Genomic DNA, 25,667 nt, shown 5'->3' with positions numbered 1-25,667 from the left:
CATAGGTTTTGCCGTTCAGGGCAGGGTGCGGGCCGGCGTCAGCGCCGCTGCTCCTGCGGGCCGACGGGCATCCCGGTCTCGATGATCTTCGCCCAGAGCGATACGCCGTAGGGCGTCGCCGCATCGTTGAAATCGTAGGCGGGATGATGCACGCCCGCCGTATCGCCGTTGCCGATGAAGATATAGGCGCCCGGCCGCTTCTCCAGCATGTACGAGAAATCCTCCGCGCCCATCTCGGGCGGGAAATTCGTCTGCACGGCGCTCTCGCCGACGATGGCCTTTGCGACCGACGCGACGAACCCGGTCTTCTCGGCGTCGTTCACGGTCACCGGGTAGCCGCGGTTGTACTCGATCTCGGCCTTGGCGCCGAAGACCGCGCAGGTGTTCTCGATGATGGTGCGGATCCTCGTTTCCGCCAGATCGCGGACGGCGGGCGAGAGGGTGCGCACGGTGCCGAGCAGGGTCGCCGTCTGGGGGATGACGTTGAAGGTGTCGCCCGCCTTGACGGTGCAGACGGACACCACGACCGATTCAAGGGGATTGACGCTGCGTGATGCCACGGACTGGAGAGCGGTGATCACGTGAGCGGCCGTGACGATGGGATCGATGCAGTTATGCGGATAGGCCGCGTGGCCGCCCTTGCCTTCGATGGTGATCGTAAAGCGATCCGCCGCCGCCATGACGGAGCCCGAGCGCATCGCGAACTGCCCGACCCCGACGCCCGGCCAATTGTGCATGCCGTAGACCTCCTGGATGCCGAAGCGCTCCATGAGGCCGTCCTTCACCATTGCGTCGCCGCCGCCGCCGCCTTCCTCCGCGGGCTGGAAGATCATGATCGCCGTGCCGTCGAAGTTGCGGGTCTCGGCCAGGTATTTCGCCGCGCCCAGCAGCATGGCCGTGTGTCCGTCATGGCCGCAGGCATGCATCTTGCCGGGCACCTTGGACGCGTGAGGCAGGTCGGTGGCTTCCAGGATCGGCAGCGCGTCCATGTCGGCACGCAGGCCGATCACCTTGCCGGAGGCATTCGTCTTGCCTTTGATGACGCCGACCACGCCGGTGCGGCCGATGCCGGTCACCACCTCGTCGCATCCGAAACTCTTCAGCTTCTCGGCTACGATTCCGGCGGTGCGGTGAACGTCGTATCCAAGCTCGGGGTTTTCGTGGAAATCCCGGCGCCAGGCGGTGATCTCATCGGCAAGATCGGCGACGCGGTTGATGATGGGCATAGGATGTCCTTTGCGTGAATCGAACGGCTCCAGCGAACCAGAGGCCGGGGCAGCCGGTCAAGATGATTGGTCCGGCCTCATAGGGTCCGGCGTCAGCGCAGGCGGTGCAGGATGGCCTTCGGGCGCTTCGTGCGGAACTGGCCGCGCTCGACCGCGATGAAGACCAGGACCAGCACGACCAGCGCCGTGAACCACCAGATCTGAGCGGTGCCGATGCCGCAGACGCCGAGGGAGAAGGCCGTGGCGAAGGACGCCATGACGCCGGGGCCGAGGATGGGGCGATCCCCCCTTGCGCCGAAGGCCGCCTGGCAGAGCAGAACGGCCCCGGAGACGGCCCCGACGAGACCGAGCTCGTACCAGATTTCGAACAGCAGGCTGAACGGGGCCGCCTGAGGCAGGAGGCCGAACAGGCGCCCGCGCCCGGCCGTCTCGAGGCCGTGGCCGGTCAGAAGGCGCAGAGGCTCCTTGAGCACGAGCCCCTGCCAGATCTCCAGGCTCGCGAGGGTGGAGGGGCCCGCCCCCAGGAATCCGGCCGCAGGTTTCAGGACGAACGGAACAAGGGGTGCGGCGATCAGGAGACCCGCCATGAGAAGGCCGATCAGCCGCGATCCCGTCCAGGGGCTTGCCGCCGTCAGGGCGAAGGCGAGCGCGCCGACGGTCAGGCCGATGAGGGGGAGCGGATCCTCCGTGAGGAAGGCGCCCACGGCCACGGCCAGTGCAAGCGCCACGGCTTCCAGGTTGCGGCCGCGGGAGTGAAGCCATGTCAGCGCGGGCCAGAGCACCAGGACGAGGGTCACCATGCCGCGCTCCACCCCCAGTCCGTCGGGATCGAGATGGCCGCCGCCCCGCAGGAGCATGGGGATTCCGATCAGGGCCGCCAGGCCCACACCGACCGGGAGCAGGTATAGATTGGCCGAGCGCATCCGTTCCGGCAGAGCCAGGTAGCCCGCGACCCCCATCAACCCCATGGCGACGATGTTGAGAAGCCGTTCCGAGGCCTGGGCCGGGAACGGGGTCCAGATCAACGACATGGCGGCCCAGACCACCAGAACGAGCCCTGAAAGACCGGCCCGCGAGGTCACGAAACCGACGATCCTCTGCCAAGGGTTCTTCGTGCCGCCCTCCAGAAGGGCCGCCATGGCGATGAGCGCCACGGCCAGGGGAGCCATCACCACAAGCGCCCTGCGGGTGAAGAGCGCGGCCAGAGGAATGGCGAACAGCAGAATCGCGAAACCGAGGCGCCGCAGCAGGGCGGCCGCGTCGGTGGAAGGATTGGCCGTAGGAAGGGCGGAGCGGACCATCGGACAGCAATCGTCGGTTGAGCGATCGGGAAGGATCACGCTACCGGACAAGACGCAGAAAAGCTGTAGGTGCCGTGCAACACATCACAAACCTTTGTATCATCAATGCTATAACGTTTGTCGACCTGCACGGTCGGCCGGAAGAGACACAACCATGGTTTCGGGCCCTATGGCTGACCTCTCTGCCCGCGGAGGAAGTTGACGATGCCGGAGAAGTCGTCCCCCTCGTGACCGGCGTTGCTGAAGAGCGCGTAGAGCTGGGCTGCTTCCGCTCCGAGCGGGGTCGATGCGCCGGACGTGAGAGCCGCTTCCTGCGCCAGCCTGAGATCCTTCAGCATCAAGGCCGCGGCGAAGCCGGGCTTGTAGCCGTTGTTCGCGGGCGAGGTCGGCACGGGGCCGGGAACGGGACAATAGGTCGTGAGCGACCAGCACTGACCCGACGATGTGGAGGCGACATCGAACAAGGCCTGATGCGAGAGCCCGAGCCTCTCGGCCAGCACGAACGCCTCAGCGACGCCGATCATCGAGATGCCGAGGATCATGTTGTTGCAGATCTTCGCGGCCTGGCCGGCGCCCGCCTCTCCGCAATGGACGACCTTCTTGCCCATTCTGGACAGAACGGGCTCCGCGCGATCGAAGGCCTCCTTCGGGCCGCCCGCCATGAAGGTGAGCGTCGCCCCCTTCGCGCCGCCGACACCTCCGGAGACCGGGGCGTCCAGCGTCAGGAGGTTGCGCGCCTGCTCACGGGCCATCGCATGGGCTTGGCGGGCGCTGTCCACATCGATGGTGGAGCAATCGATCAGAAGCGCGCCGTCCTGGACGGCCGGCAGGATATCGGTCCAGACCGAGAGCACGTGCTTGCCCGCGGGCAGCATGGTGATCACGATCTCCATATCGCGCACGGCATCGGCCGTGGAGCCCGCAATCCTCACCCCGTGGGAGCGCGCCTGATCGCAGGAGGCCGGAGAGAGGTCGAAGCCCGTCACGGCATGTCCCGCCTTGACGAGGTTGGCGGCCATCGGCCCCCCCATGTTGCCGAGGCCGATGACGGCGATGCTGGTCATGATTGTCCTCCCTTTCCAGGATGGGGCGATGGGCGCACCCAAGGCCTGTCTACCTGTTTCCGCGCCCCACCAGATCGCGCGCCACGATGAGGCGCATGATCTCGTTGGTGCCTTCGAGAATCTGATGCACGCGCAGATCGCGCACGATCTTCTCGATGCCGTAATCGGCGAGATAGCCGTAGCCGCCGTGGAGCTGGAGCGCCGCGTTCGCGACCTCGAAGCCCGTGTCGGTCGCCACGCGCTTGGCCATGGCGCAAAGCCTGGTGGCGTCGAGCGCCTTGGCATCGAGCGCGGAGGCGGCGCGCCATAGAAAAGTCCGCGCGCATTCGAGTTCGGTGGCCATGTCGGCGAGCTTGAACTGCAGGGCCTGGAAATCGGCGATGCGCCTGCCGAAGGCCTTGCGGTCGTTCGTGTAGGCAAGAGCCTTGTCGAGGGCGGCCTGCGCGCCGCCGAGAGAGCATGCGCCGATATTCAACCGGCCCCCGTCGAGGCCCGACATGGCGATCTTGAAGCCCATGCCCTCGTCCGACAGGCGGTTGGCGACGGGGACGCGCACATTCTCGAAGATGACGGCGGCGGTGGGCTGCGCATTCCAGCCCATCTTCTTCTCCTGCGCCCCGAAGGACACGCCGGGCATCGACTTTTCGATGACGAGCGTCGAGATGCCGGAGGGGCCCTCCTCGCCGGTGCGCACCATCGTCACGTAGATGTCGGAGGTGCCGGCGCCCGAGATGAACTGCTTCACGCCGTTGACGACGTAGTGATCTCCGTCGCGCACCGCCTTCGTCCTGAGCGCCGCCGCGTCCGAGCCCGAGCCGGGTTCGGTGAGGCAATAGCTGCCGATGAGCTCCATGGTGCACAGGGAGGGCAGGAAGCGCTGACGCTGCTCCTCGGAGCCGTAACGGTCGATCATCCACGCGACCATGTTGTGGATCGACAGAAACGCCGAGATGGCGGGGCACCCGGTGGCGAGCGCCTCGAAGATGAGCGCGGCGTCGAGCCGCGTCATGCCCGATCCGCCCACATCGTCGCGGGTATAGATCGCCGCCATGCCGAGGGCGGCCGCTTCCCGCAGCACGTCGACCGGGAAATGCTTCTTCTCGTCCCACGCGAGAGCGTGGGGGGCGAGGTTCTCCGCCGCGAAGGCGAGGGCCATGTCGCGGACGGCAATCTGGTCTTCGGTCAGAGAGAACTGGGTCATCGTTCTAAATCGGCATGAGAGAGGCGCTTCGTGCACCCCGACTTTGGATCTAGGGCATCTTTCGGCGAAGGGGCCCCGGTTCGCCGAAAGATGCGGCTTCCGAACACGGGACGCGCCCGCGTGCATGGGCGTCCCGACAAACGAAAACGGCCGGGAGGATGTCCCGGCCGTCAAGAGTGGTCTTACCGCATCGTCGGTATGGAGAATTCCGCGCCTTCCTTGATGCCGGACGGCCAGCGCGAGGTGACCGTCTTCGTCTTGGTGTAGAAGCGGATCGCGTCGGGGCCGTGCTGGTTGAGATCGCCGAAGCCCGAGGCCTTCCAGCCGCCGAAGGTGTAATAGGCCAGCGGCACCGGGATCGGCACGTTGATGCCGACCATGCCCACGTTCACCTTCGAGGCGAAGTCGCGGGCGGCGTCGCCGTCGCGGGTGTAGATCGCGACACCGTTGCCGTATTCGTGCTCGGAGGGCAGGCGCAGGGCCTCGTCGTAGTTCTTGGCGCGCACGACCGACAGGACCGGGCCGAAGATCTCTTCCTTGTAGATGCGCATGTCGGGCTTCACGTCGTCGAAGAGGCAGCCGCCCATGTAGAAGCCGTTCTCGTAGCCCTGCATCTTGAAGTCGCGGCCGTCGACCACGAGCTTCGCGCCTTCCTGGACGCCGAGATCGACGTAAGCGCGCACCTTCTCCATATGCGCCTTGGTCACGAGCGGACCGAAGTCGGCGGAGGGATCGGTGGACGGACCCACCTTCAGGTTCTCCACGCGCGGGATCAGCTTGTCCATCAGCGCGTCGGCGGTCGCCTTGCCGACCGGAACGGCGACCGACACGGCCATGCAGCGCTCTCCCGCGGAGCCGTAGCCTGCCCCGATGAGCGCGTCCGCCGCCTGATCGAGATCGGCGTCGGGCATGATGATCATGTGGTTCTTCGCGCCGCCGAAGCAATGCGCGCGCTTTCCATGCGCGGTGGCGCGGGCATAGACGTACTGCGCGATCGGCGAGGAGCCGACGAAGCCAACGGCCTTGACGTCCGGATCGTCGAGGATCGCGTCCACCACTTCCTTGTCGCCGTTGACCACGTTGAGGATGCCCGCGGGAAGGCCCGCCTCGATCATCAGCTCGGCGAGGCGCATCGGCACGCCCGGATCGCGCTCGGAGGGCTTCAGGATGAAGGCGTTGCCGCACGCGATGGCAGGCGCGAACTTCCACATCGGGATCATGGCCGGGAAGTTGAACGGCGTGATGCCGGCCACGACGCCGAGCGGCTGACGGATCGAGTACATGTCGATGCCGGGGCCGGCGCCTTCCGTGAACTCGCCCTTCATCAGCTGCGGGATGCCGCAGGCGAATTCCACCACCTCGACGCCGCGCTGGATATCGCCCTTCGCGTCGGGAATGGTCTTGCCGTGCTCGCGGGCGAGCAGCTCGGCCAGGGAATCCATTTCCTTGGCGATGAGCTCCAGGAATTTCATCATCACGCGGGCGCGGCGCTGCGGGTTGGTGGCGGCCCAGGCGGGCTGAGCGGCCTTCGCGTTCTCGACGGCCTGGCGCAGTTCGTCCTTGGAGGCCAGCGCGACGCGGCCGAGCACCTCGCCCGTCATGGGCTGGAAGAATTCAGTGGTGCGGCCCGATTTTCCGGGGACCTGCTTGCCGCCGATGAAATGTCCGACTTCGCGCATGGCGTTTCTCTCCTGATGTTGCGTGTCCCGTTCTAGCATTGTTGAAACTGCACGACTATGGGTGAAGGTGAGGTCGAATTGTGCAAAAATCCCAATATGCTACAGAGCAGGGATGAGCGCTTTCGATTGGGACGATCTCCGTTTTTTCCTGGCCGTCGCCCGCGCAGGCCGGCTGACGGTGGCCGCCCGCCGGCTGGAGGCCGATCATACCACGGTTTCCCGCCGCATCTCTTCCCTTGAAAAGGCCCTCCAGGCCAAGCTCTTCGAACGAAAGCCCCAAGGCTATGCCCTGACCGAGCAGGGCGAACGCCTGCTGGCCAAGGCGGAGCGCATGGAAAGCCAGGCGCTGGCCGTGGCCAACGAGGTCGGCGGGGCGGACCTCGCCCTCTCGGGAATCGTGCGGGTGGGCGCACCGGACGGACTCGGCACCTATTTCCTGGCGGCGGAACTCGGCGCTCTGGCCGAGCGTCACCCGGACCTCACGATCCAGCTGGTGGCCCTGCCGCGGACCTTCTCTCTCTCCAAGCGCGAGGCGGACATCGCGATCACCGTGGAGCAGCCGACGGAAGGGCGGCTCGTGTCGCGCAAGCTCACCGATTACCGCCTGAGACTCTACGCCTCGCGAAGCTATATCGACCGCCACGGGAAGCCTGCCGAGCCAGAGGACCTGTCGGGCCGCCTGCTCATCACCTATGTGGCCGATCTCATCTTCAGCCCGGCCCTCGAATACTTCTCCGGCCTCGAGAAATACGGGCCTCGGCGATACGAATGCGCGAGCGTCGTGGCCCAGCTGGAGGCCGTGCGGGCCGGGGTCGGCATCGGCATCCTCCACGATTACGCCGCCCGGCAATATCCGGAGCTGGAGGTCGTCCTGCCGGACATCTCCTTCACACGGGCCTATTGGATCGTCACCCATGCCGAGATGCGCGGTCTCCACCGCATCGCCGAGGTGCATGCCTTCATTCTGGACCGGGTGAAGGCCCATCGTGGCCTCTTCACGTGACGCATTTTCCCTTCACGGCGGGGCGTTAAGCCACTAAGTCTGGCACAAACGACACCCACGGAGACCGGAATGACCTCCAAGCTAGAGCAATTGCGCGCCATGACGGTCGTCGTCGCCGATACCGGCGACCTCGACGCAGTGCGCCGCCTGAAGCCTCAGGACTGCACCACCAACCCGACCCTGCTGCTGAAGGCGGTCGAGACTCCGGCCTATGGCCATATCGTCGAAGAGGCGCTGGCCTGGGGACGCAGGCAGGGCGGCGCCCACGAGGGCGTGGTGGCGGCGGTCTGCGACCGGCTCGCCGTGGCCTTCGGGGCGGAACTCGCAGGCATCGTGCCGGGTCGCGTCTCGACGGAGGTCGACGCCGATCTCTCCTTCGATACCGAAGCGACGGTGAACAAGGCGCGCGCCATCATCAAGGCTTACGAGGAACGCGGCATCGGACGCGAGCGTATCCTGATCAAGATCGCCTCCACCTGGGAGGGCATCCGCGCGGCGGAGATCCTTCAGAAGGAAGGTGTCGACTGCAACCTCACGCTTCTGTTCTCCATGGCCCAGGCGCAGGCCTGCGCGGAGGCGGGCGTGTTCCTCATCTCGCCCTTCGTGGGGCGCATTCTCGATTGGCACGTGAAGGCGGGCGGAGGCCCCTACACGGGTGAGACCGACCCGGGCGTGCTGTCCGTGCGCAGCATCTACGCCTCCTACAAGGCGCAGGGCATCAAGACCGTCGTGATGGGCGCATCCTTCCGCAATATGGGCGAGATCGAAGCGCTCGCCGGCTGCGACCGCCTCACCATTTCGCCGGCGCTCCTGGACGAGCTCGCGAAGGCCGAAGGCGAGTTGCCGCGCAAGCTCTCGCCGGAGGGCGTCGAGACGATCCCGGCGCTGCCGCGCATGGATGAAAAGACCTTCCGCTTCGCCCTCAACGAGGATGCGATGGCGACCGAGAAGCTCGCCGAGGGGATCCGTTCCTTCGTGAAGGATCTGCGCAGCCTGCGCAGCCTCGTGGCGAAGCGGTTCGACGAGGCGAAGGCCGCCTGAGGGGAGCGCTTCATCGTTCAAGAGAATGGGGGAGGCGAGACCATCGCCTCCCTTTTTGGTGCCGAAGAGCCGGTTCAGCGGTTGTCCGGCCGGCTCCTCACCGCCCGCAATCCCTGCCGCGTGATGCGGTAAGGACCTCCGTTCGACGATGCGATGAGCCCTTTCTGGCGCAGCATCTTGAACAGATCCATCGAGCAGAGCGACATGAGCCACCCTTCACGGGTGAGGCATTCGATTTCGAAAATGCGGCCGTTCTCGTCTTTGTAATGTCGAATGAGACCGCCTTGGGCGAGCACGTGCAGCACGCGCTGGCCATTGCGTGAAACGTTCACGGGAAAACCCTGAGCTTTGTTGAGGTGCAAGAGAGGCGCGCATACGCGCGCATTCGGCTGTGCGGTCAGCCGCGCCCGCCTGTCAGGTGGCGGGCTTTACCGGGACTCGGTCTCTCTGCGCATAAAAGCTCCGGGTAGAACGGCTTCCTTATAGAAGCCGCTCGCCGGTCACGTCAATCAGCCGCGGCTCGCCAGCGCCTTCTCGCGGATGGCCGAGAGGGACATGGCGGGCGTGATCGCCTCGGGATCCAAGAGGCAGTGCAGGATCGCGGGCTTGCCCGAGGTGAGCGCCCGCTGGAGGGCGGCCGGGAAGTCGTCCGTGGTCTCGACGCGCTCGCCATAGCCGCCGAAGGCCTTGGCATAGGCTGCGAAATCCGGGTTCTTCAGCATCGTGGCCGAGACACGGCCCGGATAGTCACGCTCCTGGTGCATGCGGATCGTGCCGTACATGCCGTTGTCGAGCAGGATCACGAGGATCGGCAGATCGTATTGCACGGCGGTCGCGAATTCCTGTCCGTTCATCAGGAAGTCGCCGTCGCCCGCGAACACCACGACCGTGCTGTCGGGATTGATGCGCTTGGCGCCGACGCCGGCCGGAACGCCGTAGCCCATGGAGCCCGAGGTCGGCGCGAGCTGCGTGCCGTAATGGCGGAAGGGCCAGAAGCGGTGAACCCAGGTGGCGAAGTTGCCCGCTCCGTTGCAGTAGATCGTGTCGGAGGGCATCACCTCGCGCAGGTGAGCCATCACCTGGCCCATCTGCAGATTGCCCGCATGCTTGATCGGGGCGGGATCGCTCCAGGCGAGATAATCGGCATGCGCCGTCTTCGTGCCCTCGCTCCAGGGCAGGGCGGCCGGCGGATTCACGCCTTCCAGGGCCGCCGCGAAGGCGACCGGCGAGGCATTGATGGCCAGATGCGGAGAATAGACCCGACCGAGCTCGCTGGAATCGGGATGGATGTGAACGAGCTTCGAGCGCGGCGCCGGGATGTCGAGCAGCGTATAGGCCTGACTGGGGATCTCGGAGAGACGGCCGCCGACGAGCAGGACGATGTCGGCCTCCTTGATGCGCGCGAGCAGCTTCGGATTCACGCCGAGCCCGAGATCGCCCATATAGGACGGGTGATCGGCCGGAAAGAGCATCTGGCGGCGGAAGGTGCAGGCGACGGGCAGCTCGAAACGCTCGGCGAAGCGCATGAAATCCTGCACGGCGGTTTCGGACCAGCGGCTCCCGCCCAGGAGCGCCACGGGCTTCTTCGCGTCCTGCAGAAGCGTCTGCAGTTCGGCCATTTGCGCCGGCGAGGGATGCGCCTCGATGACCTGATAGCGCGGCGCGTCGGCGACCTCCGCCATCTCGGTCAGGACGTCTTCGGGAAGCGCGATCACGACCGGCCCCGGGCGGCCGGAGGTTGCCACATGGAAGGCGCGGGAAACGATCTCGGGGAAGCGCGCCGGGTCGTCCACTTCCGTCGCCCATTTGGCGAGGGGGCCGAAGGCGGCACGGTAGTCGAGCTCCTGAAAGGCCTCGCGCTCGCGCATGCCGCGTTCGATCTGGCCGACGAAGAGGATCATCGGCGTGGAATCCTGCTTGGCGATGTGAATGCCCGGCGAGGCGTTGGTGGCACCCGGACCGCGCGTGACGAAGCAGATGCCCGGGCGGCCCGTGAGCTTGCCATAGGCCTCCGCCATCATGGCGGCGCCGCCTTCCTGGCGGCAGACCGTGACGTCGATGTCGGCGTCGTGCAGCGCATCGAGGGCCGCGAGATAACTCTCGCCCGGCACGCAGAAGATGTGATCGACTCCGTGAACGAGAAGCTGATCGACAAGAATCTGGCCGCCGGTGCGGGAGGTCGCTGTCATGGAAGGCTCACGATGCAAAAGTGGTTGGATAAGGAAACGGAGGGCATCGCTGCCCTCCGGGTGATCTTTCGGGACGATCAGGCGTCGACGTCGAATTTCACGCCCTGAGCGAGCGGAAGCGAGGTGCCGAAATTGACCGTGTTGGTGGCGCGGCGCATATAGGCCTTCCAGGCGTCAGAGCCCGACTCGCGGCCGCCGCCCGTCTCCTTCTCGCCGCCGAACGCGCCGCCGATCTCGGCGCCGGAGGGGCCGATATTGACGTTGGCGATGCCGCAATCGGACCCGACGGCCGACACGAAGGTTTCAGCCTCACGCAGGTTGAGCGTGAAGATCGACGAGGAGAGACCGGCCCCGACCGCATTGTGCAGCTCGATCGCCTGATCGAAGTCCGTATAGCGCATCACGTACAGGATCGGCGCGAAGGTCTCGCGCAGCACCGGACCGGTCTGCTCCGGCATCTCGACCAGGGCGGGACGGACATAGATCCCGTCGCCCGCCACATCGGCGTAGCGTCCGCCGCCATGCACGGTGCCGCCGGCATTGCGGGCCTCGTCGAGCGCGCGCTCCATGCCTTCGAAGGCGGCCTTGTCGATCAGCGGTCCGATGAGCGTGCCGTCGGCGCGCGGATCGCCGATCTTGGCGCTGCCGTAAACCTTGACGAGGCGCGGGACGAGCTGGTCGTAGACGCTGTCATGGACGAAGAGACGGCGCAGCGTGGTGCAGCGCTGGCCCGCCGTGCCCATCGCGGCGAACGCGATGCCGCGCAGGGCGAGGTCGAGGTCGGCGGAGGGAGCCACGATGGCGGCGTTGTTGCCGCCGAGCTCCAGGATCGCGCGGGCGAAGCGGGCGGCGAGCTTCGGGCCGACCTGGCGGCCCATGGCCGTCGAGCCGGTGGCCGAGAGAATCGGCACGCGGTGATCCTCGACGAGAATCTCGCCGATTTCGCGGCCGCCGAGGAGAACTTCGAGCAGGCCTTCCGGCACGCCGCCGAAGCGCTTGGCGGCACGCTCGGCGATGGCGTGGGTGGCGAGCGCCGTCAGCAGGGTCTTCTCGGAGGGCTTCCACACGACGGAGTCGCCGCAGACGAGGGCGAGAGCCGCATTCCACGACCAGACGGCGACCGGGAAGTTGAAGGCGGAAATGACGCCGCAGACGCCCAGCGGATGCCAGGTCTCCATCATGCGGTGATCGGCGCGTTCGGTGGCGATGGTCAGGCCGTAGAGCTGACGGGACAGACCGACCGCGAAATCGCAGATATCGATCATCTCCTGCACTTCGCCGAGACCCTCGGAGACGATCTTGCCGGCCTCGAGCGTGACCAGGCGGCCGAGATCGTCCTTCGCGGCGCGGAGTTCCTCGCCCAGCAGGCGGACGAACTCGCCGCGCTTCGGAGCAGGCATCTTGCGCCAGGCCTTGAAGGCGGCGTCGGCGCGGCCGATGGCGGCCTTGGCCTCGTCCGGCGTGGTCTCGCGGACATGGGCGATCACCTCGCCCGTGATCGGGGAGACGGCAGGACGGCCCGTGGAGGCGAATGCGCTGTCCGGCACGCCGAGACGGGCGAGAATGGCGCGGGCTTCCTCCGCCACGCTGGCAGCTGAGGTCGAAACGGATGGCAGGGCGGACATGATCATTCTCCCATGGAATCGGGTATGGGCCCTTCGGGCGAGCCCGCTACCCTCGCTCGTTCTTGAAACAAGACGACGGCAGCCTTTGGGCCACCGTCTTAAAGCATGATCGCAAAATGTGGGAACTGCTTTTCCCGAATAGGATCATGCGATTTCGGAAAGAAGCCGGACAGGCTCCCGCTGGTGCGGCGCGAGAGCCTGTTCCGAAACGTCATGCAACGGCGTCGAGGCGAATGTTCTTCGCGGCCGGTTCACGGCTCTCGTCGAGGCGCACACCCGCGTAGACCCGGCCGAAGCGGTTGGACAGGAAGGTGTCGAGATCGATCTCTTCCTGGCGGACGAAACCCTGTTTCGGAAGCTTGTCCTCGACGAGGAGATCCAGCATGGCGCAGATGCCGGCGGCCGTGGTGACCTGGATGGCAGTGCGCTGCACGCCGGCCACCTTCTGGCCGTAGATGCTGCGGGCATAGGTTTCCTGAACGTAGCGCCCGTTGCGCTCGCCCGTCACCGTCACGAAAACGATGACCATGTCCTGCATGGTGGCGGGAACGGCGTTCTCCAGGATGTCCTTCAGGACCTCGCGGCGGTTGCGCAGCTGCAGGTCGTTGAGAAGCACGCGCATCAGGGCGCAGTGGCCCGGATAGCGGATGGTCTTGTAGTTGAGGTTGCGCACCTTGCCTTCGAGCGTCTCGCAGAGCGTGCCGAGGCCGCCCGAGGTATTGAAGGCCTCGTAGCGGGTGCCGTCGAGGGAGAATTCCTCGAGCTCTTCCATGGCCGGAACTTCGCGCAGCTTGCCGTCGACCATCGCTTCGCAGCGCTCGATATACTCGTTGATGACGCCGTCGGTGCTCCAGGTGAGATTGTAGGACAGGGCGTTCGACGGATATTGCGGCAGCGCGCCGACGCGCAGGCGCACCGTGTCGAGCTTGTCGAAGCGGCTGGCGATGTCGTGCGCCACGATGGAGATGAAGCCCGGAGCGAGGCCGCATTGAGGAATGAAGGCCGTCGTGGCGCCTTCCGACAGCTCCTTCACCATGCGGGTGGTGGCCACGTCCTCCGTGAGGTCGAAATAGTTCACTTCCGCGATCCGCGCGGCCTGGGCCACATGGCCGGTCAGGTGATAGGGCGCGGCGCTCAACACGGCGTAGCGGCCCTTCAGGGCGTTCTGGAGGGCGACCGCGTCATTGAAGTCGAGCTGGATCGTCTTGATGCCGTCTTTGGCCGCGGCCTTGAGGGCCTCGGCGGAAGCGTCCGCGACCGTCACGTCGTAGTCGCCGGTCTCGTTGAGCATGTCGACGATGGTCGAGCCGATCTTGCCGGCGCCGATGACGAGAATCGATTTCATATGATGCATCTCCCTGTGATCGGGGGAGAAAAAGGCAAAACGCTGCAAAGTGCCATAGACAAGCTGACGGAAAGCCGGGTATTTGTCGGCATTATGCCGTAACAGATGGTCATTGTGATGCTCGACGTGACGGATCGCGCCCTGATTGCGCTCTTGCGGGAAAATGCCCGGATCGGCCACGCGGAAGCCGCCCGCCGTCTGAAGCTCTCCCGAACCACCGTGCAGGCAAGGGTGGAGAGCCTCGAGCGGCGCGGGGTGATCGTCGGCTATACGCTGAGGCTTGCCGAGGAGGTCAGCCGGCGCATGGTGCGCGCGCATGTCACCATCGTGGTGGCGCCGAAAGCCTCCGCGGCCGTTGCCACGGCGCTTCAGCGCATGCCAGAATTGCGCGCGCTTCATTCCGTTGCCGGTGTCTTCGATCTGCTGGCAGTGGTAGAGGCTGAAGACGTTCCCACCCTCGATGCCGCCATCGACAAAATCGGCGCATTGGAGGGCGTGGAGCGCACGCAATCCTCCATCATCCTCTCAACGAAATTCGAACGATGACCTCTTCCGCTTCAAATGTCGCCGATGTCGTGATTGTGGGCGGTGCCGTCATGGGCTCCTCCACCGCTTACCATCTCCTGGCCGATTCCGGCTTCAAGGGGCGCGTCGTCGTCATCGAGAAGGATCCCACCTATCAGCTCTCGGCGTCGGCCCTGTCGGCCGCATCGATCCGGCAGCAATATTCCAGCGCGGTCAACATCCGTATCTCCCTTTATGGCATCCATTTCCTGCGCAACATCCGCGAATACCTCACCGTCGACGGCGACACGCCCGAGATCGGATTGAAGGAGGGGGGCTATCTCTACTGCGCGTCGGAGGCGGGCGAGCCGATCCTGCGGGAGAACCAGGCGTTGCAGGCCGCGGAGGGCGCGGACATTCTTTTCCTGGGGCCCGACGAGCTGAAGAGCCGCTTCCCCTGGCTCAACGTGGAGGATCTGGCTGCGGGCACCTGGGGGCGCTCGGGGGAGGGCTGGTTCGACGGCTGGGGCCTGCTCCAGGCCTTCCGCAAGAAGGCCCGTTCGCTCGGCGCCGAGTATGTGAAGGGTGAAGTGGCCGAGGTGGAGCGTGAGGGCAACCGCATCGTCGCCGTGCGCCTGAAGGATGGAACGCGCATCGCCTGCGGCACGCTCATCAACTGCGCAGGCTCAGGCGGGCGGGCGATCGCCGAGATGGCGGGCCTCTCGATCCCCGTTCAGGCCAAGCGCCGCTATGTGTTCACCTTCTCCTGCAAGGGGGCGGTGGAGAACTGCCCGCTGCTCATCGATACCTCCGGCGCCTATGTGCGGCCCGAAGGCGAGGGCAACTTCATCTGCGGCGCTTCGCCGGAAGCGGATGTCGACCCCGACTGGTCCGACGAGGATCCGGCAAGCCAGGAGATCGATTTTTCCTTCTTCGAGGAGTTCATCTGGCCGTCGCTCGCGCACCGTGTTCCCGCCTTCGAGGCCATCAGGCCGGGCCGTGCGTGGTCGGGACCCTACGACATGAGCCTCATCGACCATAACGCCATCATCGGAAAGGCGGGCGGGATCGAGAACTTCTACCTCTGCAACGGTTTTTCAGGGCATGGCCTGCAGCAGGCCGCGGCGGTCGGTCGCGGCCTGTCCGAGCTGATCGTTCATGGCGGCTATCGCACGCTCGATCTCTCCGAACTCGGCTACGAGCGCGTTCTGGCGAACCGCCCGCTCCTCGAGCGCAACGTCATTTAAAGACCGGACTCGTCCGAAGAACGATAGGCCCAGATCCGGCCGCCGCGGTTCATGTGCCGCTGCATCGGGCCGGGCTGATCCGGGGACGGCTGGGACGCGACGGCGAGTTCGTTGACGCCCTCCCGGCCGGCCCGCTCCTCGCCGCGGCGGGAGCCCGTCTCCGTGGTGGTCCGGGCGCCCGCCCGCAGATCGTCGGCGCCGAGATCGTCGGCGCCTTCCGCCATCGCTCCCATGCCCGGGATCGAGCCCGTATTGGTCTGGCCCGCCTGGGAGCCGCCGGTCACCCCTGCACCCAGGGGCGCGCCGAGATCCGCGCCCGCACCGCGTCCTGCGCCGGTCTTCAGCCATTCCCGGCTGCCGGCATCGAGGTCCACGGGCTCGAACATGTCCAGGATCCGCACGGCGTCTTCCATGTCGTCTCGGTCGACCCGGGCGGCGATCAGCGTGCAGCCGTCACGAATTCCGCTCTCGAAGACGCGCCTGTCGTCGTCCGGGAGGTCGAGATCCTGGAGGGCTTCCAGGGAATCGTCCCGGGCGGACAGCGCGCGAAAACCCGAGATGGAGGAAATCTCGCGGGCCTCCTCGGTGCCGACGGCGACGATCCTGCGCTGGGCGATGCCCATTTCCATAAGGGCCTGAAGGGCCCGGCGGGCTTGGGCGGGATCTCTGAACAGGGCTGTGATCATCTGGGGCATGTGCGTCTTACCTATGAATACCCCCTCAACGAGGAGCGCTTCCGCCCTGTTCCCATCCCCAGTCGTTAAGTCTTTTCAATGAAAAGGGCTTCCATTTTGAAGCCGGCTATGATTGTCATGTTTGTGTCATTAAAGCGTCATCCGGCTTTCGTGCAGGGATGGTGAACGACAATAACATCCCCGAGCGGGATGATATGGGAGAGGTTAATATGATGAAGAAGTCCCTTCTCGGCGCCCTGGCCTTCGGTCTTGCGACGAGCACTTCCGCCTTCGCACAGACGGAGATCCAATGGTGGCACGCCATGACGGGCGCCAACAACGACGTCGTGAACCGCCTGGCCGAAGAGTTCAACAATTCGCAGAAGGACTACAAGGTCGTCGTCAGCTACAAGGGTCAGTACGCCGACACCCTGAACGCCGGTATCGCCGCGTTCCGCGCGGGCAACGCCCCGCACATCCTGCAGGTCTTCGAAGTCGGCACCGCGACCATGATGGGCGCGAAGGGCGCGATCAAGCCGGTCTACCAGCTGATGGCCGACGCCGGCGAGAAGTTCGATCCCAAGGCTTACCTGCCCGCGATCACCGGCTACTACTCGACCGCGAAGGGCGAGATGCTCTCCTTCCCGTTCAACTCCTCCTCGATGGTCATGTGGATCAACAAGGACGAGCTGAAGAAGGCCGGCGTCAACGAGATCCCGAAGACCTGGCCCGAGGTGTTCGAGGCGGGCAAGAAGCTCAAGGCCGCCGGCCACGACACCTGCGGCTTCTCGAACGCCTGGGCGAGCTGGGCCAATGTCGAGCAGCTCTCGGCCTGGCACAACGTGCCGATGGCCACGAAGGCCAACGGTCTCGACGGCTTCGACACCGAGATGAAGTTCAACTCGCCGCTGCACGTGAAGCACCTGCAGAACCTCGTCGATCTGCAGAAGGACAAGACCTACGATTATTCGGGCCGCGACTCGAAGAGCGAAGGCCGCTTCACCTCCGGCGAATGCGCGATCTTCCTCACCTCGTCGGGCTTCTACGGCAACGTCAAGGCCAACGCGAAGTTCGACTTCACGTCGGTTCCGATGCCCTATTATCCGGACGTCCAGGGCGCTCCGCAGAACTCGATCATCGGCGGCGCTTCGCTGTGGGTGATGGGCGGCAAGTCGGCCGAGGAGTACAAGGGCGTCGCCAAGTTCTTCACCTTCCTGTCCGACACCGACCGTCAGGCGAAGCTGCACCAGGAATCGGGCTATCTCCCGATCACGAAGGCCGCTTACGAGAAGACCAAGGCTTCCGGCTTCTATGAGAAGAACCCGGTTCTCGAGACGCCCCTGAAGGAGCTGACCAACAAGGAGCCGACCGAGAATTCCCGCGGTCTGCGCTTCGGCAACATGGTCCAGATCCGCGACGTGGTCTCCGAGGAGATCGAGGCGGCTCTCGCCGGTCAGAAGCCTGCCAAGGATGCGCTCGACGCCGCGGTGTCGCGCAGCAACCAGATCCTGCGTCAGTTCGAGCGCACCGTTCGCTAAGACTGATCCAAGGAAAAACGACCTGTCATCCCGGGCGGCCGAAAGCTGCCCGGGATGATCTTATAGATAACCTCGCAGACCGGTGGATGCCGTCATCTGCACCATCACCGGACGATCCTAGAGCGATGGAAAAACGAGCTCACTTTTCAGGTTGGACGCTGCCGCTTCTGCTGATCCTCCCGCAGATGGCGATCACCGTCATTTTCTTCTACTGGCCTGCTTCCCAGGCGATCTGGCAGTCCTTCCTCAGGGAGGACGCTTTCGGATTGTCCTCCGAATTCGTCGGTTTTGAGAATTATATCGGCCTCTTCGAGCAGCCCGAATATTACCGGGCCATGGTCACGACGGTGATCTTCTCGTCGCTGGTCGCCTTCTTCTCGATGTCCTGCGCGCTGCTCCTCGCCACCCAGGCCGACAAGAACATCCGCGCGGGCCACGCCTTCAAGACCCTGCTGATCTGGCCGTATGCGGTGGCTCCCGCCATTGCGGGCGTGCTGTGGATCTTCATGTTCCACCCGACGCTCGGCACGCTGGCGCGCCCGATCCGCGCGATCGGAATCGACTGGAACCCGATGCTCAACGGCACGCATGCCATGATCCTGCTGGTGCTCTCCGCCACCTGGAAGCACGTCAGCTACAACTTCCTGTTCTTCCTGGCGGGCCTGCAGGCGATACCGAGGAGCGTGATCGAAGCGGGCGCCATCGACGGCGCCGGCCCGATGCGCCGCTTCTGGACGATCGTGTTCCCGCTGCTCTCGCCCACCACCTTCTTCCTGCTCGTCGTCACCGTGGTCTACGTGTTCTTCGAGACGTTCGGCATCATCGATGCCGTGACGGGCGGCGGTCCGGCCGGTCAGACGACGACCCTCGTCTACAAGGTTTATGCGGATGGCCGCCTCGGCGGCGACCTCGGCGGCTCGGCCGCGCAGTCGGTGATCCTCATGGTCATCGTGATCGCGCTCACCGCCATCCAGTTCCGCTATGTCGAGCGCAAGGTGCAGTACTGATGGTCGAGAATCGTCCCTTTAGAGACTTCATGGCTTACCTGACGCTGGTTATCGGCGTCATCGTGGTGGCCTTCCCGGTCTATCTCGCCATCATGGCGTCGACCTTCGATGCGGCCACCATCATCAACGGCAACATGCCGCTGATCCCGGGTGACCAGGCGGTCGAGAACTACACCCGCACGCTGTTCTACGGCGGCAAGCAGGCCCGCGAGCCCGTGATGGGCATGATGATCAACTCCATGATCATGGCGATGGGCATCGCGTTCGGAAAGATCCTGATCTCGATCCTGTCCGCCTATGCGGTGGTCTACTTCAAGTTCCCGTTCCGCAAGACGGCCTTCTGGATCATCTTCATCACGCTGATGCTCCCCGTCGAGGTGCGCATCTACCCGACCTACAAGATCGTCGCCGATCTGGGCCTGCTCGATACCTATATGGGCCTCGTCATGCCCCTGATCGCGTCGGCGACCGGGACGCTCCTCTTCCGTCAGTTCTTCATGACAATCCCGGACGAGCTTCTCGAGGCTTCCAAGATCGACGGCGCGGGCGCGTTCCGCTTCTTCAAGGATACGCTGCTTCCGCTTTCCATGACGACCATCGCGGCTTTGTTCGTGATTCAGTTCATCTACGGCTGGAACCAGTATCTCTGGCCGCTGCTGATCACCACGAAGAGCTCGATGCAGACCATCGTCATCGGCATCAAGAAGATGATCACCACCACGGACGCGCTGACCGAATGGCAGATCGCGATGACCACGGCGGTGCTCGCCATGGTGCCGCCGGTTCTGGTCGTGATCTTCATGCAGCGGCTCTTCGTGAAGGGGCTCGTCGAAACGGAAAAGTGATGCGCGGGAAGCGCGCGTCGCCCTTCCCGCCACAGCGGGAGGGGCTCCAAGGAAATATCGGAATTGTCCGGCCTGGTGCCCCCTGCTGCACGGGCCGGCGTGAAAAGGAATGAACCAATGGCTGGGGTAACACTCGATACTGTCCGGAAGATCTACGCGGGCAATGTGGAGGCCGTGAAAGGCGTCTCGCTCGGGATCGAGGACGGCTCTTTCTGCGTGCTGGTCGGCCCGTCCGGCTGCGGCAAGTCCACGCTACTTCGCATGATCGCGGGCCTGGAGACGATCTCGGGCGGAGAGATCAAGATCGGCAACCGCGTGGTCAACCAGGTGGAGCCCGCCGACCGCGACATCGCGATGGTGTTCCAGAACTACGCGCTCTATCCGCATATGAGCGTCTACGACAACATGGCCTACGGCCTGAAGAACCGGAAGACGCCGAAGGACGAGATCGAGAAACGGGTCAAGGAAGCGGCCCGCATCCTCGCCATCGAGCCCTTCCTCGACCGCAAGCCGCGCGCTCTCTCCGGCGGCCAGCGCCAGCGTGTCGCCATGGGCCGCGCCATCGTGCGCAAGCCGCAGGTGTTCCTCTTCGACGAGCCGCTCTCCAACCTCGACGCGAAGCTGCGCGTCCAGATGCGCGTGGAGATCAAGCGCCTGCAGAGGGCCCTGGGCGTGACGTCCGTCTACGTGACGCACGACCAGGTCGAGGCCATGACGCTCTCCGACAAGCTCGTGGTGATGTCGGGCGGCCAGATCGAGCAGGTGGGCTCCCCGTCGGAGGTTTATCGCCGCCCCGAGACCCGGTTCGTTGCCACCTTCATCGGCTCCCCGCCCATGAACATCCTTCCCGGCAAGGTGGAGGGCCCCGGCCGCGTGTCGGTGGGCGGACAGGTGATCGCCGTCACGGATATGCGTGACGGCCTCGCTCCGGGTTCGGCCATCGAGGTCGGCCTGCGCCCCGAGGACGTGCAGGCGGGCGGCTCCTCCGGCGCCAGCAGCCTCGACATGGACGTGGACTTCGTCGAGGAACTCGGGGCGACCCAGCTCTTCCACGGAAAGGTTTCGGGCACGGATTTCGTGGTGCAGGCCTCCACGGGCCAGATCGCGGCGGATACCCGCCGGCTGACCCTGTCCATCGACCCGGGCAACGTCCACCTCTTCGACCCGCAGACCACGAAGCGCCTCGGCCGGGACTAGAGCTGTTTCCACTTGCGTGGAATCGGCTCCCTCACTTTGGCTCGGCCGCATTTTTGATGGCGAACCGGATCCACGTCACTCAAAAGTGCTCTAAGGCGGCCCCAAACCCAACCTTTGCTTGAGCAGCCGCTCCGAGACCGTCTCGGGGCGGCTGTTGCACGTTTCGGGCCGCCCCATTATCCCTTAACGGAAACGTGAGGATCAGCGATGACGGTCAAGCTCGACGGAACAACGCTCCAGCTTCAGGATGTGATGCGGGTCGCCCGCCCGGATGCCCAGGGACGCTTCGCGTCGGCGGAGCTGGCTCCCGAGGCGCGCGAGCGGATCGCCGCGACGCGCGCCTATATCGACCGCAATTGGATGCATGACGACGCTCCGCTCATGTATGCCTTCAATACCGGCGTCGGCCTGTTCAAGGATCAGCGGGTCCTCATCGCCGACATGGCGGCCTACCAGAGAAAGAGCGTCTATGCCCACGCCACGGGGGTCGGCGAACCCTTCGCGGAGGATGTCACGCGCGCCATGATGCTGCTGCGGGCCAATGCCTTCGCGTCCAATTATTCCGGCCCGCGCGTCGAACTGGTCGAGCGCCTGCTCGCCTTCCTCAATGCAGGCCTTCACCCCGTCATCCCGCAGAAGGGCTCGGTCGGGGCCTCGGGGGATCTCGCGCCGCTCGCCCATATGGCGGGCGCGGTCTGCGGCTTCGAGGAAGCGGACATGGTCTACCGGGGGCGGGTGATGCCGGCCCGCGAGGCGATCCGCCTGGCCGGCTTCGATCCCGACTTCGAGCTCGGGGCGAAGGACGCCTCCGCGCTCATCAACGGTTCGACCGCCTCGCTCGCTCTCGCCTCGCTCGCTACGAGCGATGCGCGCCGCCTTCTGAAACAGGCGGACATCGCCATGTGCCTGTCGCTCGAGGCCATGCGCGGTGAATTGGCGGCCTTCGACCCTCGCGTCCACAAGGCGCGCCCGCATCCGGGCCAGGCGCTCGTGGCGCGCAATCTCCTGCGCATCCTCGAAGGCTCGAAGCGCTGCTCGCAGGGTGCGCGGGACGTCGTCTTTCCCGACGAGCCGCGCCAGCCCGGAACGCCCGCAAGCCCTCGTGTGCAGGATGTCTATTCGCTCCGCTGCACGCCGCAGGTCCATGGGCCCGCCGTCGAGGCGATCGAGTACGTGGAGCGTATCGTCGGCATGGAAATGAACTCGGCTACCGACAACCCGCTGATCTTCGACGACGGTCAGGGCGGTTACGTGTCGATCTCGGGCGGCCACTTCCACGGGCAGTACATGGCGCAGGCCATGGATTTCCTCAGCATCGCCATGGCCGATCTCGGAGCGATCTCCGAGCGCCGCCTCGCGCGCCTCATCGACCCCACCATGTCCTACGGCCTGCCGCGCAACCTCCTGGCCGGCAAGCGCGGATTGAATACGGGCTTTGCGACGGTACAGTGTTCGATGTCGGCTCTCGTCATGGAGAACCGCGGGCTTGCGACCCCGGGTTCGGTCGATTCGATTCCCGGAAAGTCCAACGCGGAGGATCACGTGTCCAATTCGACATGGTGCGGACGCAAGGCGCGGACCATCGTGGAAAACGTGGAACAGATCGTGGCGGGCGAACTGCTGATGGCCGCACAGGCGCTGACCCTCGTCGAGCCGCTCGCGAAGGATTATCCGCTCGGCAAGGGCTCGCGGGCCGCCATGGAGGCGATCCGGGCCGTCATTCCGCCCGCTCTCGACGGCGACCGCTGGTACGCCGCGGAGATGCGGCAGGCTCTCGATCTCGTGCGCTCCGGGGCTGTCGTGGAAGCCGTGGAGAGCGCCGTCGGGATCCTGGAATAGAAGAGGAGGCTCGGAATGATCCGAGCCTCTGACATGTCTTCTGCCCGTTTAGCGGCAGCGACGGACGTCGCGCACGACCACGCTGCCGTTCGGGCGATAGACGCGCTCGCGAACGACGCGGCACCGTCCGCCGCGGCGCTGCCAGGCCGGCACACCGCATTGGCGCACGGTCCGATAAACCACCCGGCCGTTGGGCCGCACGGTGCGAACGCGGCGCGTGACGCAGGCCACGTTGTCGACAAGCGAAGGCGTTTCGATCGTCTGCGGGCCGAAACGGGCCTGTGCCTCGGGAGCGGTACCGAAAAGGGCGGCGCCGAAAACGACGGCGGCGGCAGGAATGATAAAGGCTCGCATGATCCTATCCTTCGTGCTGGAGACTGACGATAACGGAAAGCCTAGGTCATGGTTCCTGACATGGGGATGAACGCATGGTTCAGCGCGTCGTCATCGATTACACCCGGCCACAGGACGGCGCCGAGCTGATCGCCGCGAATCTGGCGAGCCTCGAGCTGCACGAGCCGTGGGTTTCGCCATGCCGGGATTGGGCGAGCTTTCAAGCCTATCTCGCCCGCTGCGACGGCGACAGATCGGTCGGCTTCATCGCACGCGAGCGCGCGAGCAACCGGATCGTGGGCGTCGTCAACCTGAGCGAGATCGCGCGCGGATTCTTCCAGAGCGCCTATATGGGCTACTACGCGGTTTCAGGCATGAACGGCCGTGGCCTGATGCGCGAGGCGGTCGGCCTCGTCGTGACCCATGCCTTTTCGGACCTCGCGCTTCATCGCATCGAGGCGAATATCCAGCCGGGAAACGAGCCGTCACGCGCCCTGGCGAAACGTCTGGGGTTCCGGCAGGAGGGATATTCCCCGCGCTATCTCAGGATCGGCGGTGAATGGCGCGACCACGAACGCTGGGCGATCCTGTCCGAGGAGTGGCGCGGCTGAGACGTTCAGCCGAGTTTCTTCCGCAGATAGAGAGTGCGGCTGGAGCGGACGGGATAGTCATCGAGTTCGCCGAAAACAACATAGCCGAGGCGTCTACAAAGATGCATCGCTTTCGGGTTGTGCGTGTCGAGCCGGGCAGAATGGCAGCCCTGTCTGATGGCTTCCTCCTCCGCCTTCGTAATTAGCCGCGTGGCAAGACCTAAATCGCGAAACTCATCCGGCACGAAGAACAGCTCAATGACAAGCCATCCACCTGAGATATGGCCGGTCAGGCCGCCGATCGCCTTGCCTGTTTGCGGGTCGCGCAAGGCAATCGCAAGTTCCTGGCCAGCCGGCCTATCAGGGAAGAACTTCGCATTGAAGGCACAATAGCCATTGAAGATCGTCCGATGAAAACCTTCTTCCTTGCCATCGATGATCTCCAACGCAGGCATCGCTTTCTCGGGCGTCATGGCAAAGCGGTTTCCTTCAGCTTCTTCTGCAGGAAGAAGCGGCTTCCGCCCTTCGGAAAATCCGTCAACTCGCCGAAGCGCTCGTATCCCAGCCGTTCATAGAGCTTGAGCGCGTCCCGGTTGAGCGTGTCGAGCCAGGCGGAATGGCAGCCGCGCGCGGCGGCCTCGTCTTCCGCCATCGCGATCAGACGCGTCGCGAGTCCCTGACCGCGCAGGTCCTCGGGCACGAAGACGTATTCGATCGTGAGCCATTCCCAGCCCGTGCGGCCCCACAATCCGCCCAGGATCTCCCTGGACTCGGCATGGCGGATCACGATGGCCACGTCCTCGACCTCAAGACCCGGCATCAGGGCTGTCCGGTTGAAGTCGGACAGGCCGTTGAGGATGATCTGGCGAACGATCTTGTGCGGCTTGGCGAGAAGCTCAACGTGGTAGTTCAAGCAACGATCCTTCTGACGGCGTCGAGAAGGACACGGGCCGCAACGTCCGCATCCTCGACCGTGATCGACTCGGCCGGGTTGTGGCTGATGCCCCCCTTGCAGCGCACGAAGAGCATCGCCGACGGGCAGAGACCGGCCATGGCCACCGCATCGTGGCCGGCCCCGGAGGCTAGATGCATCGGGGCGATACCGGCATTTCTCACGGCTTCTTCCAGATGCTCCGCAAGATGCTTGTCCATGGGAGTCGCGGGCGATTCCATGAAGGGTTCGATCGTGAACGACACGCCCCGCCGCCGAGCGGCGGCTTCGCATTCGGTCACGATGTCCTGCACCAATGCCCGACGCACGGCATCGTCCGGCGAGCGGGCGTCGAGCGTGAAGTCGACCCGGGCCGGGATGACGTTGATGGCCCCCGGCTGCACCTGCGCCACGCCGACGGTCGCCACGGTGTCGGTCCGCGTCGAGCTGGCGCGCTCCACGATGCCGATCATCTCGGCGACCGCCGCGAGAGCGTCGCGGCGCATGGTCATGGGCACGGTGCCGGCATGCCCCGCCTCGCCGATCACATGGGCACGGGCGCGCGTGATGCCGTTGATGGCGGACACGATGCCGACCGGCAGGTCGGCCGCCTCGAGCTGCGGGCCCTGCTCGATATGGACCTCGAGATAGCCGCGATAGCGCGCGGGGGCGCGGGCGAGGGCCGCGATTCCGAGAGGATCGCCGCCGAATGCGATCAGCGCGTCCCGAAGGGAAGTGCCGTCCGCATCCATGCCGTCGAGCCAGGCCGGATCGAATTGGCCGGCAAGGGCATGGGATGTGGAGAGATTGGTGGGAAAACGGACATTCTCCTCGTCCCCGAAGGCCACGACCTCGATGGGGCAGGCCGGCGTGATCCCTGCGGCCTTCAGGGCTCCGACGACGACGATGCCGAGCACGACGCCCAGATTGCCGTCATAGCGGCCCGCATCCACGACGGTGTCGATATGGGAACCGATGAGCAGGGCAGGAGCGTCAGGATGGGTGCCCTCCAGGCGCCCGACGACGGACCCGAGGGCGTCGATATGGGCGCTGAGCCCGGCCTCGCGCATGAACGCCAGCGTCGCGTCGGCCGCGGCGCGGTGAGACGGCGAGAGATAGAGGCGCGTCAGGCGCCCGACCTCGTCCGTGTGCCGGGCCAGGTCCTCGATCATGGCCATCACGCGCCGGCCGAGGGGGAGATCCGTTTGATGTGTCATGAGAACAGAGTTTCAGGAACGGGCCGGTTTCGCAAGAGGGAAAGGGCCCGTTCCGGAGCGCTTGACGGCCG

At 65.2% G+C, this 25,667-nt stretch carries 24 protein-coding genes; 10 read left to right on the top strand and 14 right to left on the bottom strand.

Annotation, left to right across the window (positions count from 1 at the left end):
* Positions 1-38: 38 nt before the first annotated feature.
* The 5 genes from RE429_RS19230 to RE429_RS19210 all read right to left on the bottom strand — a co-directional run bounded on the left by RE429_RS19230 (position 39) and on the right by RE429_RS19210 (position 6,471).
* Complete coding sequence (locus RE429_RS19230) at positions 39-1,226, bottom strand: M20 aminoacylase family protein (RefSeq protein WP_414472269.1); 1,188 nt, start codon at positions 1,224-1,226, stop codon at positions 39-41.
* 92 nt (positions 1,227-1,318) lie between these two features.
* Positions 1,319-2,527, bottom strand: coding sequence for a peptide ABC transporter permease (locus RE429_RS19225; protein WP_414472268.1), 1,209 nt, complete (start codon positions 2,525-2,527; stop codon positions 1,319-1,321).
* A gap of 167 nt (positions 2,528-2,694) precedes the next feature.
* Positions 2,695-3,591, bottom strand: coding sequence for a 3-hydroxyisobutyrate dehydrogenase (gene mmsB, locus RE429_RS19220; protein ID WP_414472267.1), 897 nt, complete (start codon positions 3,589-3,591; stop codon positions 2,695-2,697).
* A 49-nt stretch (positions 3,592-3,640) separates the two neighbouring features.
* On the bottom strand, positions 3,641-4,792 hold the full coding sequence (locus RE429_RS19215) for an isobutyryl-CoA dehydrogenase (RefSeq protein ID WP_414472266.1): 1,152 nt from the start codon (positions 4,790-4,792) through the stop codon (positions 3,641-3,643).
* A gap of 182 nt (positions 4,793-4,974) precedes the next feature.
* Positions 4,975-6,471: a CoA-acylating methylmalonate-semialdehyde dehydrogenase gene (locus RE429_RS19210; RefSeq protein ID WP_414472265.1), complete on the bottom strand. Its 1,497-nt coding sequence runs from the start codon at positions 6,469-6,471 to the stop codon at positions 4,975-4,977.
* Positions 6,472-6,583: 112 nt separating this feature from the next.
* Here RE429_RS19210 and RE429_RS19205 point away from each other — a divergent pair, with 112 nt between their 5' ends.
* Positions 6,584-7,474 carry a LysR family transcriptional regulator gene (locus RE429_RS19205; RefSeq protein WP_414472264.1) on the top strand — a complete coding sequence of 297 codons (891 nt, stop codon included), beginning with the start codon at positions 6,584-6,586 and terminating at the stop codon, positions 7,472-7,474.
* 69 nt (positions 7,475-7,543) lie between these two features.
* Positions 7,544-8,515, top strand: a complete 972-nt coding sequence (gene tal, locus RE429_RS19200; protein ID WP_414472263.1) for a transaldolase — start codon at positions 7,544-7,546, stop codon at positions 8,513-8,515.
* A gap of 74 nt (positions 8,516-8,589) precedes the next feature.
* Here the strand turns inward: tal and RE429_RS19195 are convergent, their stop codons facing one another.
* The 4 genes from RE429_RS19195 to RE429_RS19180 all read right to left on the bottom strand — a co-directional run bounded on the left by RE429_RS19195 (position 8,590) and on the right by RE429_RS19180 (position 13,674).
* Complete coding sequence (locus RE429_RS19195; protein ID WP_414472262.1) at positions 8,590-8,847, bottom strand: YjhX family toxin; 258 nt, start codon at positions 8,845-8,847, stop codon at positions 8,590-8,592.
* A 177-nt stretch (positions 8,848-9,024) separates the two neighbouring features.
* Positions 9,025-10,704 carry a thiamine pyrophosphate-binding protein gene (locus tag RE429_RS19190; RefSeq protein WP_414472261.1) on the bottom strand — a complete coding sequence of 560 codons (1,680 nt, stop codon included), beginning with the start codon at positions 10,702-10,704 and terminating at the stop codon, positions 9,025-9,027.
* 77 nt (positions 10,705-10,781) lie between these two features.
* Positions 10,782-12,329: an aldehyde dehydrogenase family protein gene (locus RE429_RS19185; protein ID WP_414472260.1), complete on the bottom strand. Its 1,548-nt coding sequence runs from the start codon at positions 12,327-12,329 to the stop codon at positions 10,782-10,784.
* A gap of 211 nt (positions 12,330-12,540) precedes the next feature.
* Entirely contained in the window at positions 12,541-13,674 is a 1,134-nt protein-coding gene (locus RE429_RS19180; protein ID WP_370438947.1) for a saccharopine dehydrogenase family protein, read from the bottom strand.
* A 117-nt stretch (positions 13,675-13,791) separates the two neighbouring features.
* Here RE429_RS19180 and RE429_RS19175 point away from each other — a divergent pair, with 117 nt between their 5' ends.
* On the top strand, positions 13,792-14,220 hold the full coding sequence (locus tag RE429_RS19175) for an Lrp/AsnC family transcriptional regulator (RefSeq protein WP_414474256.1): 429 nt from the start codon (positions 13,792-13,794) through the stop codon (positions 14,218-14,220).
* Positions 14,217-15,425 carry an NAD(P)/FAD-dependent oxidoreductase gene (locus tag RE429_RS19170; protein WP_414472259.1) on the top strand — a complete coding sequence of 403 codons (1,209 nt, stop codon included), beginning with the start codon at positions 14,217-14,219 and terminating at the stop codon, positions 15,423-15,425. The genes RE429_RS19175 and RE429_RS19170 overlap by 4 nt, the downstream gene beginning before the upstream one ends.
* Here RE429_RS19170 and RE429_RS19165 read toward each other — a convergent pair.
* Positions 15,422-16,120 carry a hypothetical protein gene (locus RE429_RS19165; RefSeq protein ID WP_414472258.1) on the bottom strand — a complete coding sequence of 233 codons (699 nt, stop codon included), beginning with the start codon at positions 16,118-16,120 and terminating at the stop codon, positions 15,422-15,424. The genes RE429_RS19170 and RE429_RS19165 overlap by 4 nt on opposite strands.
* A 209-nt stretch (positions 16,121-16,329) precedes the next feature.
* On the opposite strand from RE429_RS19165, the gene ugpB reads away from it, so the two are divergent.
* The 5 genes from ugpB (at position 16,330) to RE429_RS19140 (ending at position 22,525) form a co-directional block, all read left to right on the top strand.
* Positions 16,330-17,637, top strand: a complete 1,308-nt coding sequence (ugpB, locus tag RE429_RS19160; RefSeq protein ID WP_414472257.1) for a sn-glycerol-3-phosphate ABC transporter substrate-binding protein UgpB — start codon at positions 16,330-16,332, stop codon at positions 17,635-17,637.
* Positions 17,638-17,762: 125 nt separating this feature from the next.
* Positions 17,763-18,644 (top strand): sn-glycerol-3-phosphate ABC transporter permease UgpA, encoded by an 882-nt coding sequence (gene ugpA / locus RE429_RS19155; protein ID WP_414472256.1) that lies wholly within the window; start codon positions 17,763-17,765, stop codon positions 18,642-18,644.
* Positions 18,644-19,489: a sn-glycerol-3-phosphate ABC transporter permease UgpE gene (ugpE, locus tag RE429_RS19150; RefSeq protein WP_414472255.1), complete on the top strand. Its 846-nt coding sequence runs from the start codon at positions 18,644-18,646 to the stop codon at positions 19,487-19,489. Before ugpA ends, ugpE begins: the two co-directional genes overlap by 1 nt.
* 117 nt (positions 19,490-19,606) lie before the next feature.
* A complete protein-coding gene (locus RE429_RS19145) occupies positions 19,607-20,686 on the top strand; it encodes a sn-glycerol-3-phosphate import ATP-binding protein UgpC (RefSeq protein WP_414472254.1) in 1,080 nt (359 codons plus the stop codon).
* 207 nt (positions 20,687-20,893) lie between these two features.
* Positions 20,894-22,525: an HAL/PAL/TAL family ammonia-lyase gene (locus RE429_RS19140; protein WP_414472253.1), complete on the top strand. Its 1,632-nt coding sequence runs from the start codon at positions 20,894-20,896 to the stop codon at positions 22,523-22,525.
* 48 nt (positions 22,526-22,573) lie between these two features.
* Here RE429_RS19140 and RE429_RS19135 read toward each other — a convergent pair whose 3' ends face one another.
* A complete protein-coding gene (locus tag RE429_RS19135; RefSeq protein WP_370438938.1) occupies positions 22,574-22,879 on the bottom strand; it encodes a hypothetical protein in 306 nt (101 codons plus the stop codon).
* Between the two features lie 74 nt (positions 22,880-22,953).
* Between RE429_RS19135 and RE429_RS19130 the strand changes: the two genes are divergently transcribed.
* A complete protein-coding gene (locus RE429_RS19130) occupies positions 22,954-23,469 on the top strand; it encodes a GNAT family N-acetyltransferase (RefSeq protein WP_414472252.1) in 516 nt (171 codons plus the stop codon).
* 5 nt (positions 23,470-23,474) lie between these two features.
* On the opposite strand, the gene RE429_RS19125 is transcribed toward RE429_RS19130, so the two are convergent.
* Genes RE429_RS19125 through RE429_RS19115 form a run of 3 tightly spaced genes read right to left on the bottom strand, consistent with a single transcriptional unit; the run spans position 23,475 to position 25,596 of the window.
* Positions 23,475-23,921, bottom strand: coding sequence for a GNAT family N-acetyltransferase (locus tag RE429_RS19125; RefSeq protein ID WP_414472251.1), 447 nt, complete (start codon positions 23,919-23,921; stop codon positions 23,475-23,477).
* Positions 23,918-24,361 carry a GNAT family N-acetyltransferase gene (locus tag RE429_RS19120; RefSeq protein WP_414472250.1) on the bottom strand — a complete coding sequence of 148 codons (444 nt, stop codon included), beginning with the start codon at positions 24,359-24,361 and terminating at the stop codon, positions 23,918-23,920. Before RE429_RS19120 ends, RE429_RS19125 begins: the two co-directional genes overlap by 4 nt.
* Positions 24,358-25,596, bottom strand: coding sequence for an allantoate amidohydrolase (locus RE429_RS19115; protein ID WP_414472249.1), 1,239 nt, complete (start codon positions 25,594-25,596; stop codon positions 24,358-24,360). Before RE429_RS19115 ends, RE429_RS19120 begins: the two co-directional genes overlap by 4 nt.
* Positions 25,597-25,667 lie beyond the last annotated feature (71 nt).

This window comes from Microvirga sp. M2, from assembly GCF_047497095.1.
In the GTDB taxonomy this organism is placed as follows: domain Bacteria; phylum Pseudomonadota; class Alphaproteobacteria; order Rhizobiales; family Beijerinckiaceae; genus Microvirga.
This window is presented reverse-complemented; position numbering and strand designations above follow the sequence as displayed.